Annotated in this window: 4 protein-coding genes and 1 pseudogene; 1 reads left to right on the forward strand and 4 read right to left on the reverse strand. The window is 36.5% G+C overall.

Annotated features, from left to right (window positions below):
- Window positions 1-54 precede the first annotated feature (54 nt).
- The 3 genes from ACFIKN_RS02290 to ACFIKN_RS02300 form a co-directional block, all read right to left on the reverse strand.
- Window positions 55-2133: an autotransporter outer membrane beta-barrel domain-containing protein gene (locus ACFIKN_RS02290; protein ID WP_375657852.1), complete on the reverse strand. Its 2079-nt coding sequence runs from the start codon at window positions 2131-2133 to the stop codon at window positions 55-57.
- A 147-nt stretch (window positions 2134-2280) separates the two neighbouring features.
- The gene (locus tag ACFIKN_RS02295) at window positions 2281-4698 is read right to left on the reverse strand and encodes an autotransporter outer membrane beta-barrel domain-containing protein (RefSeq protein WP_375657853.1); all 2418 of its coding nucleotides are present in this window, start codon (window positions 4696-4698) and stop codon (window positions 2281-2283) included.
- A 518-nt stretch (window positions 4699-5216) separates the two neighbouring features.
- Complete coding sequence (locus ACFIKN_RS02300; protein WP_375657854.1) at window positions 5217-7688, reverse strand: autotransporter outer membrane beta-barrel domain-containing protein; 2472 nt, start codon at window positions 7686-7688, stop codon at window positions 5217-5219.
- A 2367-nt stretch (window positions 7689-10055) separates the two neighbouring features.
- Between ACFIKN_RS02300 and ACFIKN_RS02305 the strand changes: the two are divergent.
- A pseudogene (locus ACFIKN_RS02305) lies at window positions 10056-10648 on the forward strand (integrase arm-type DNA-binding domain-containing protein); the annotation flags it as partial.
- Between the two features lie 111 nt (window positions 10649-10759).
- Here the strand turns inward: ACFIKN_RS02305 and ACFIKN_RS02310 are convergent.
- Window positions 10760-11021: autotransporter outer membrane beta-barrel domain-containing protein (locus tag ACFIKN_RS02310; RefSeq protein ID WP_375657855.1), on the reverse strand; the 262-nt coding region annotated here is incomplete at its 5' end.

Here is an 11021-nt window from a genome sequence, read left to right on the forward strand (position 1 = left end):
AAAACGAAACATAATGAGAGCACGTTATATTTCAAGATAGGAATATAAGTATTTTTAAAAGTGATAGCGCATTCCAGCGGAAATATTTATTGCAGAGATGCCATCTTTTTTGAGTTTATGTTGATAGCTGAGATCACTATGAAGCTCGATATTTTGCGATAAGTGCGCCTGAATACCAAAACCACCTTCGATTAAAGATTCCATAGCAGCAAACGGAAAGTTTTCACTAAAAGTGTTGATCATGTTCAGTTTGCCGTAGAAGGAAAGGGCATGGCCTTTGTTTTGTGTCAAACGTCCACCAATACGGATCAACCATTGATGAGGTTTGCTTATGTCTATTTTAGAGTTATCGCCATCTGATTTAGAGTTATCGTCATCTGAGAAAGAACTCCTATCTGATAAAGAACCAAGCATGAGACGTTGATACACAAGTTGTGCTTGCGGTTCTAGGATTACACCTTCCAAACTGGTTGACAGTTTTTGACCAATAGTTGCTGCGGCTCCTAATGTTTTACTATTCTTCACTTTTGAGGTATGTTTGATGAGAGCTGTGGCGTTATCTTCTTTGAAAATTCCATAAGAGAGAAATGCACTTGCATAGATGCCACTGTCATGCTGAATATTTCCATATGCGGTGAGTGACCATTTATCAAACATATTTTTTTGAAAGCTCTCCTTGTTTTTAGGAGTAAAAGATAATTTTCCGTATGTTCCGAAAAGGCCAAAGTTGCTGCTGATATTTTTATCTTTTAGCGCTATTAATGTTGCTCCTGCTTGCAATGCAGCATAGCGAATATCTGCTTGGACACCATCTTGTTCTGCTTGAACCTTGGAAGAAAACGTGCTCTTATTGCCATAAGAGGATAAGAAAACGCTTCTTTCTGGATGATCTTTGGGTTCAAACATTGTTATTTGCATATTGTCTAACAAGATATTTTGATTGTTGACATCACTAAACCCAACAGCAAACATCGCGATAGGCATGACTAAAGAGCTTTCTTCTTGTGGTGTAAGAATTGTTCTTTTTGCTGTCCCTTCAAGAGAAGTAGAAGTTGCGGTTGCTTTATCATCATCTGTAAGTTTAGAGGTGCTCTCTGTAGCCGCGGTAGCGGTATTTCCAACTTTTGGGAGCAAATTCATATGCGCTTTTTCGGATGGAAGAGTCGTTTTCGATTCCGAGGAAGTGGTGTTTGTTTGGGGATCAATATCAGATTGCGAATTTTCATTTATTTTAGGCTGTCTCATTCCATGATCTGTTCTTGTGAATGAATTGTCCTTTGAATTATCCTTGTGTTGGGCAGCAACATGAGCGGGTGGTAATTTATCACTAGAGCGTCTTTGTCTTGTACTGGAGACAATAAGAGGTTGTCTATTCTCTTCAGATGAAGGAGAGGTTATATCTCCTTTTCTCTCCACGTTGGTTATTTCATTATTGTTCAAAGCTTCTAATACCGCTTTGCGTAAAGTATTGGAAAGTTCCTTGTTGTGTTCTTGTAAAGCACTATCTATTTGTACTGCTTTATTTTGCAGTTCAAACCAATTATGATTGTCTTGGCTCACCCATTGTTGGCGCGCGGTATTAAAACGCTGTTGATTATCAGCATCAAGAATTTTTTCTGCTTGCACGGCATCGGAAACTACTTTGTCGTAGCCACGTAATAAATTTTCTCTTGTTTTTAATCGGTTCTGACGTAATTGTTCAAGGTATGCTATGGCTTTCATCATATGTTGCATATCCAGATGGTGTTTGTTTGCCATGGCTTGGGTACGTATATTATCCATTTCGTGGTTCACCACGTTCATATGTGCATCAGAACCGTAACGACTTTCACCTGCAAAAGAGTTGTTAATCGTATCTCTTACACGATCCATATGATTTTCAAGTGCTTGGTTGAAGTGCGAATTATCTTCCATCATGGCGCCAGAGGCTATCTTCTCAAGATTTTTTTCTGCTTGTGTTGGTGTGTTTATTGAATCAATGGCATGGCGATATTGTTCAGGTAATTTCATGATCCCTTCAAGAGCATGGCGTTCCTGGTGGCTTAGACCAGAGTCGGTGCTGGTAGATGTGAAATTAAAAGAAGAAAAAAATAAAGCACAAGCGGCTGTACATAACAAAATATTCTTATGCATAGAGATGTTCCTTAAGATATTTTCTTTGTTTTGCTAAAAATGAACCACTTTTTGACACATTGCGTTTTTTTGTAATGTAGCAAAATATAAGCAGCACTGTTTTTCATCTCAGCGCTGCTTACGCGTCAAAATAGAGAGCTAAGATTTCTAAAAGCGATAACGCATTCCACCGGAAAAATTAATTCCAGAGAACCCAGCTTTTTGAAGTTTATGTTGGTAATTAACGTCAGCATGAAGTGCGATATTTTTAGAAAGCTGCGCGTTAATGCCAAGCCCACCTTCAAGGGACGAGCCCATAGAATCGAGATGGAAAGATTCCATAACATCGATAGTGCGCTTCTCACCAAAAGCTTTGATGACATTCAATTTACCATAAAAAGAAAGAACACGATCTTTTTCAATAGGAAGCATTGTTTTTGTTAAACGCCCTCCAATACGGACCAACCATTGATGAGGGGGCTTTATATTAACTTGGAAGCCATCAATATCTGAAAGAGTGCCAAAGGCAATATGTTGATAAATAAGTTGTGCTTGTGGTTCAAATGACACTCCTTCAACACCAGTTGCTAGTTTTTGCCCAACGGTAGCTGATATATTTAATGTATCCGTATTGTTTAATTCTGTGGTGTTGCCGATAAGGGCTGTTGTAATATGTCCGTTTAAAATGCCGTAAGAGAAAAGTGCATTAACATAGATACCACTGTCATGGTGGAGGTTCCCATAGGCCGTAAAGGACCATTTATCCAGTATGCTTTTGTCAGAACCTTCCATATCCTTTGGCGCAAAAGCGAGCTTTCCATATGTGCCTAAAAGACCAAGATTCGCGGTCATATTTTGATTTTCTAACGTTGCTAATGTCATGCCTGCTTGTATAGCAGCATAGTGAACATTAGCACCATAACCATATTCCAATGGACTACGGCTGGAAGATAACGTCATCTTGTTGCCATAAGTCGATAAAAATATCCCTTTCTGTTTATGACCTTCTAATCCGAAAACTGTTGAGTGCATATTATCTAACAGTATATTTTGATTATTTATATCAGCCAAGCCAGAGGAGAATATTGCATTATGCATAACCAAATAGCTTGCCATTTGAGGAACAAGAGCTTTGATCTTTCCTTCATCATCGAGAGTAGCACTTTGCAAGCGGAAATCCCAGAAATTCTCATTTTCTTCCAAGGGAGCTTGTCCGTTGTTTTCTTTTCCAAGAGATGATGCATTGGTATTTTGCGCATCTTGCTTTTTTGATTCTTGTGGTATTGCGCTTAAATGACTTTGTGCCCTATCAGCTTTCCCACGGCTGGATGTTGGTCCATAGCCATTGAGTATGTATTTATAGGGTAATCCATCCATTGTGGTGTAGCCATTTGCCAGCGTGAAGGCGGTTTCTTCTGCTTTTCCAGACACTTGAACAAGTGAGAGACCACGCGCATTCAAAGGAATTGAATCTTCTTCATCATCGAATGGTTCTGCATGCTTTGAAAGATTGTTGAAATAGATCGTTGTGGTGCCTGAGACATCACCATGAACAAGAACACGGTCAGTTTTTTGTTGTTCTTTTGTAAGACCATTACTCCATTCGGTATTAAAGTAAATCCTTGCGTTGCCCAATGCATTGTAAACCGTTGTTGCATCGGCGCTTCTGTTTTGCTCTGCTTTTTGTGGATGTCTTCCTACATGCAAGGTTTGATAATGATTGTCTGCTAGTTTATGCGGCGCATTAAATATGATAGAGCTATTATTAAGGTTTAGGACTGAAACGATTGATTGTGCTCGTTGCTTAAGATCAAGGAGCTTGTAATCAAATAGACTAAAACTATCTTCCAATTCAAATAGACTAATTTTTAAATGCCACTTGCTGTTATTGTTTAGGGTGAAAACCGTTGTATTTTGAGGAAACGTTTTGGCTCTTCCTTCCATAATCGAATTATCAGCGTCTAATGTAAAAGTAGTAGGTTGAATCTTGAAGAAGGGTAAAACGTCATTCTTTAATAACATATCAGAACGAATTTCTGAGTTTTTAAGGTACACTGCATTAGCAACAGCTTTGGAATAATAAGGTCCGAAAATACCTACACCGTCGTTTACAAGAAGTTTTGTATTATTAAGGATTGCTTTGTTTACAACTTCTTCTCCTTCTTTTATTGTAGAGCTTGCAATATAACCAAAGTTGATACCATAGGCTTTGCCGTGGCCTATGACGTTTAATGTTGAATCTTCAATATGGATTGTGCCGTTTGTGAGTGACAAACCATGCTCTTTTGCCTCTCCCACAATTCCTTTGGCATTAATTTGACCACCTGATGTTGCAGAAAGCAAAGTAAAGCCTGAGTGCATTACTGAGTTTGTAATGGCAATATGACCTTTCTTAGCAACCACGGCATCATACTTACCACGAACAAAAACATTATGAAGGCTCTTCTCTTCTCCATTAGCTACTTGGACCGTAGGAATTTCAAGAGGTTGTTTATTTGCATAAGTTGGAGCAAAATGAGAAAAAATGAAAGTTCCAGCAATTGTACATAACAAAAAATTTTTCTTATAAATATATTTCTTATACATAGATATGCCTTTAGTATTTGGTATGCTTTGATGCTTACTTCATTCCCCTGATGGCGCAAGTACCCGATCAGTTTTTTATATCATTACGTTTTTATTGTAAATAACAAAACGAATTATATTTATGGTGTTCTCTATGATTTAAAGTTTTTTAAAGAAAAGCGTTTTTCATGGTCATAAAAAGTCGGGAAAAATGGACTTCATAAAATCGAGCTTGATAAGTATTTTTGTTTTAAAGTGCTAAAAATCAAAATATTTTGTATTTTTTATCGATATACAATAATTTTTATTGAATCCATTCGATTTTTATAAATCAAAAAGGCTGCTCTCTAAAGACTTCAACAGTCATTAAGAGATAAAGAGTTTTATTGCATTTGGTTTGAATGAAATTAATCCTTTCAAGAAAGCTGTATAGAAAGAACCATCATTGATGCCTCTTTCCGAAAGATTGAAAAAAGCAGCACATTCGTACTGCTTTTTTATTAAAAATGAATAGACTATAAATTGTTTTTTGCTTTTTCTTAAAACTGGTAGCGTATTCCACCTGAAAAGCTTGCTCCTGATATACCAGTTTTTTGAAGCTTATGTTGATAGTTAACATCAGCATGAAGGGCGATATTTTGTGATAATTGTGCATTTATACCAAGTCCACCTTCAAGGGCAGCTCCCATAGAATCAAGGTGGAATGGTTCACCAATCTGTATGGTGCCATTGTTAGAAAAAGCTTTAACAATATTTAATTTACCATAGAAAGAAAGCATACTGCCTTTTTCAATAGAAATCGTCGTTTGTGTTAAGCGCCCACCAACACGCACTAACCATTGATAAGGATTTCCCATATCTACATCAAACCCATCGACATCTGAGAGTGTGCCAAGCATGAGACGCTGATAAACAACTTGTGCTTGTGGTTCAAAGACCAATCCTTTCGTACTGGTTTCAAACTTTTGTCCAATGGTCGCCGATGCACTGAATGTATCAGCGTTTTTCAATTCTGCAGTCTTTCCTATGAGAGCTGTGGTGATATCTCCCTTGAGCATTCCATAGGAAAAGAGAGCATGGATATATGTACCATTATTATGGTGCAGTCCACTATATGCAGCAATTGACCATTTATTGAGTGTACTCTTGTCAGCACCTTCCATGTCTTTTGGGGTGAAAGCTAATTTCCCATATGTCCCGAAAAGCCCCACATTGGTGGTCATGTTTTGATCTTCTAGAGCTACTAATGTAAAGCCTGCTTGTAAAGAAGCATAGTGAATATCGGCACCATAGCCATATTGTAATGGCGTACGGTGAGAGGATAATGTCATTTTATTGCCATAAGTCGAGAAGAAGATCCCTTTGTTTTTATGATTTTTTTTCTCAAAGCCTGTTTCTTGTATCGTGTTCAGTAAAGTGTTTTGATTGTTTACATCAGCCAGTCCAGCTGAGAATAGTGCGTTAGGCATGGACAAATAGCTTGCCACTTGAGGAACGAGAGCTCTGATCTTTCCTTCATCATCGAGCGTTGCACTTTGCAAGCGAAAATCCCAAGAATTCTGATTTTTCCTCAAATGGTTTTGTATGCTCCCTATTTGCTCAGAATTTGGTGTTGATTCAGCTTTTATATTATTCTCATCCCTTAAAGCTATTCCGCCAAATGCAGCGAAGGTCATGTCGGTTTTTGAGTCCTTTTCTTGTGATTGTTGACTTACTTCTCCTAAATGGCTTTGTGTGCTCTCTGCTTTTCCAAGACGTGATGTCGGTCCATAGGCATTTAAGACATATTTATAAGGCAAGCCGCCCATTGTGACATAGCCATTTGCTAGTTTGAAGGCATTTTCATCTGTTTTTCCAGATACTTGAATGAGCGACAGTCCACGCATATTCGCGGGAATAGAAGCTTCTTCTTTTGATGACACACCTTTTGAAAGGCTATTGAAACTAATTGTTGTGGTGCCTGATACATCTCCATGGATAAGAAGGCGGTCCGTTTTTTGTTGTTCTCTTTCTAAACCATCACTCCATTCTGTATTGAAATAAATCCTTGCATTGCCTACTGCATTATAAACGGTTTCTATAGCAGATTCCCTGTTTTCGCGTGGATTAGGGAACTCAATTGTTCGTCCTACACTCAAGGTTTGATATTGACTCTTTGCCAGCCTATGTGGCGCATTAAACACAATAGAGCTATTACTAAAGTTCAGTACTGAAACGGTAGATAGAGCTCGTTGCTTAATGTCATGGAGTGCATAATTATATGGACTAAAATCACGATTTATGTCGTATTGACTTACATTTAAATACCATTTGCTATTGTTGTTTAAATTAAAAACAGTCGTATTTACTGCTAAGGTTCTTGCTCTTCCTTCTATAATCGAATTATCGGCAGTTAACACAAAAGTCACAGGATGAGGATCTGAATCTGTTTTCTTTTTTACATTGTTTTTTAATAATACATCAGAACGAATTTCTGAATTTCTAAGTTGAACTTCGGCAACAGACTTTGAAGATGACGGTCCTAAAATACCGATACCATTTCTCACAAGAAGTTTTGTATTGTTAAGAATTGCCTTATTGATAACTTCTTCACCATCTTTCAGATAATTTATGCTATGAAAAACAATACCGGATTTTCTTTTGGTTTCTATGAATGAATCTTCAATGTTAATGATACCGTTTTCAATTGATAGACCAGTATCCAAGGCATTGACTTTCACTTCTTTAGCATTAATACGTCCACCTTGTGATGCAGCAAAAGCAAACGAAGCTGAATGTATTGTTGAGTTTGTAATTGTGGCAATTGCTTTTTCTTTGGCATACACTGCGCTCGGTCCATTGCGGATAAAAACATTATTAAGAGTTTTTTCTTCTCCTTTCTCCAGCTTAAACTCACTAATAATTTCAGGAGGTTGTCTATTTGCATAAGTTGGAGCAAAATGAGAAAAAATGAAAGTTCCAGCAATTGTACATAACAAAAAATTTTTCTTATAAATATATTTCTTACACATAGATATGCCTTTAGTATTTGGTATGCTTTGATGCTTACTTCATTCCCCTGATGGCGCAAGTACCCGATCAGTTTTTATATCATTACGTTTTTATTGTAAATAACAAAACGAATTATATTTATGGTGTTCTCTATGATTTGAAGTTTTGCTTCAGAAAAATTTGTTCATGATCATAAAAAGTCGAGAAAAGTGGATTTCATAAAACCTAGCTTGGTTAAGCTTATGCTAAAAGCACTATGAAGTATGATATTTAAAAACTGTCTATTAAAGATAATCGCTATAAAAGCTCTATCGCATTGAGATGTATTATTTGATGTACTCACCAAGACGATCAGAAAATTTTCTCTGCTAGAAGAAGTGATGAGGGGGCTATTCACAGGCTTTCTTTAAAGAAGCTTTTCCTTAAGGGTAGCAAAGTCCATTTTTCTAAGGTCGCACAGCCCATTTCGCGATGGTTTTCATGAATTCTATAACGCTAAAGCTATAGAGTCCCATCATCTTTATGCTTACGAAGGAGCAAGCCGATACCTTTACGGCTTAATAAAAGAGCAACCCCATTACATACTTTGCTAGCTCCCAATGTTGTGTGGATAGCCTTTGGCACTTGAGGCGGTGCATGAGAGGAATTCTTAGGCTTTTCTTATATAACTTTGCTTCACACGCCAGTCCCGCTTGTAATGTGTAAGTGAATGATTTTGATTAGTTCAACATGGAACAGATTTTAAATGAGAGAAATTTACGATATTCAGAACTCTAACTCAATGAAAGTAACGCTAAATTATCATTATAAATCAATATTTTGAATATTTCATTTAAAACATCTTTTATTGATACAAAAAGAACTTTATTGAGTTATTTCATTTTATAAATGAAATAATTAGCTTTCTTGAGCGTTTTGTATGTGAAAGATAAAGCGCTTGTTGTTAGATTTTCTTTTCATGCATTAATTTTCTCAAAACTGTTTGTTTAGAAGAACCAGCAATGGAAGTGTAAATAAATCTTTATAGATAGCGACAACACATCGTAAAGAAAGAATTTATTTTATTGCTATAATAGATTGTAAATAACAAAAAAATACACTCCGTTTTTTTGTTAATAGTAAACGGATCAATATGCTTATTTTTTTATAATTTTATATTAAAATTGGTAGTGTATTCTATCAGAAAAACTTGTCTCGGCTATACGTCTTTTAAAATTTTTTCTGATAGTTTACATCAATATAGAAGGTTAAATTGTGAGATAACTGTGTATTGTGCTAAACGCACCTTTAATGGCAGGATCTATCGGATTAAGGTAAAAATGAATACCAATCTGTTTAGTATCATCAATATCAAAGTTTTTTAAGGAAGTTCACTTTCTCATACAAGGATGGGGTACAATCTTCTACGGTCCTAACAATAGTTTTTGTTAGATACCTACCTATCCGGACTAACTGGGGAGGCTGTCTGATTTAATTTTAAGATCATCAATATGTTAAAAGTTGGTAAAAATCAAATCCTTAGCACACAAATTATGTTCGTGGTTCAAAAGGTTAGTTCTCTGATTATTCTTTGCAAATTTTTGACAAATAATTGTTGAGGCAATTAACATTTTTACAGCATAACTTTAATAGTATTTTTTATAGAAGTTTTAGAGATATCTGCTGTACAGATATCACAAGGGAAGAGTGTAGCCATATGAAAACACCATTATGCTCTGTTATATTGTAAGCTATGATTGATGATTTATCCAGTGTGCTTTTTTTCATTTTCTATATCCTTTGGAGTGAATGAGAGTGGCTGTAGGTTCCTATCTATTTCAAATGTGTAGTGATTAACTTTTCATTTTTCTAATATCATCTTTGCTTGGACAGCTCTATGGCGCATATTAGCACCATATCTATCTTCAAAGAGGAGCATAATCAAACGGTAGAGTTTCTGTACTTCCATAAGTGAAAAAGCAAGAAATCTTCTATTTTTTAAGATTTATTCTTAATGCTGTTATCTTTATATTATCTAAAAATACACTTTTTTAGCTTTATGGGCAAATTCGATGATGAATAGCTGCGCAACCCATGTGAAGAGGAGGAAAATTGTATTTAAGTAGAAAAGAAAACACTTCAGGAAAAAATGGATTTCATGTTCGAAAAGGCTGCATACTTTGTGACATATTCTAGATAAAAATACCTTATCTTTTATCTTGATAAAAATGGTATAATGTAATAATTTATAAAGATAATTTATCGGTACTTTCATTGAATTAGAGTTCTGAATAACGTAAGATTTTATCATTTTAAACCTGTTTGTCTTAAATCAAGAAAAACCATTCTCTTGCACACCACAAGCGGGGCTGGCGTGTGGGTAAAAAATGTATAAGAAAGGACCAAAAATGTCTCTTATGAATCGTCTCAAGAGCCAAGGGCTTTAGCAACACCCACGAGCTGGAAAATATAATGATGGTGCCGGCTTGCTCCTTCACAAACGTAAAGATGGTGGTACTCAATGGCTTTACCGTTATATCTTTCACGGGGGGGGGCGCCGGCGTGAAATGGGCTTGGGTGCCTTGAGAGATGTCCCTTTAAAACAAGCTCGTGAATTGGCAACTGGGTGGCGTGCTGTTTTACGTGAGGGGTGTGCCCCCATTAAAGAACGTGAGAAACGAAAACGTGAGGCAATGCGTAATCTCCATTACTTAAAAGACATTGCCTTAGATGCTTTTGAAAGTTGTAAAGCTGAATTAAAAATGATGGTAAAGATGGAAACTGGTTTTCACCTTTAAAACTCCATATTCTCCTCAAATTAGGCTGTCTGCCTATTTCAGAGATTACACAAACAGAAATACGCAATATCCTCGCTCCCATCTGTCATACAAAAGCTGGAGCTGCTAATACAGCACTGATGCGTCTCAAGCTTTGTTTTAAACATGGGCGTTGCGCGTGGATGTTGATTTTACAGGCAGTAGAAAAAGCAAGGGCTCTCTTAAGGAGGGATAGTGTAGTGTTATTAGTATTTATAAAGCGAAAAGGCAGCATATTGTGGCTGCCTTTTTTGTTAATGCATAGAAAAGAAATACGCTGTTTTGACAGTTTTGTTTTAAAACTGATAGCGTATTCCTCCTGAAAAGCTTGCACCACTTATACCAGTTTTTTGAAGCTTTTGTTGATAGCTGACATCACCATGAAGGGAGAAATTGTGAGACAGTTGCGCATTAATGCCAACGCCACCTTCAATTGCAGGTCCCATAGGATCAAGGTCAAAATTTCTACCAATATGAATGGTACCATTATCACCAAAGGTTTTGATCAAGTTTACTTTTCCATAGAAAGACATCGGACGGTTGTTTTCAGTGGAAATG

The organism is Bartonella sp. CL436QHHD (genome assembly GCF_042195105.1).
Classification (GTDB): domain Bacteria; phylum Pseudomonadota; class Alphaproteobacteria; order Rhizobiales; family Rhizobiaceae; genus Bartonella.

Bases quoted from the DNA above. Each gene is read 5' to 3' on its own strand.
- ACFIKN_RS02300 (WP_375657854.1), bottom strand. From the start codon at position 7,688: ATGTGTAAGAAATATATTTATAAGAAAAATTTTTTGTTATGTACAATT.
- ACFIKN_RS02290 (WP_375657852.1), bottom strand. From the start codon at position 2,133: ATGCATAAGAATATTTTGTTATGTACAGCCGCTTGTGCTTTATTTTTT.
- ACFIKN_RS02295 (WP_375657853.1), bottom strand. From the start codon at position 4,698: ATGTATAAGAAATATATTTATAAGAAAAATTTTTTGTTATGTACAATT.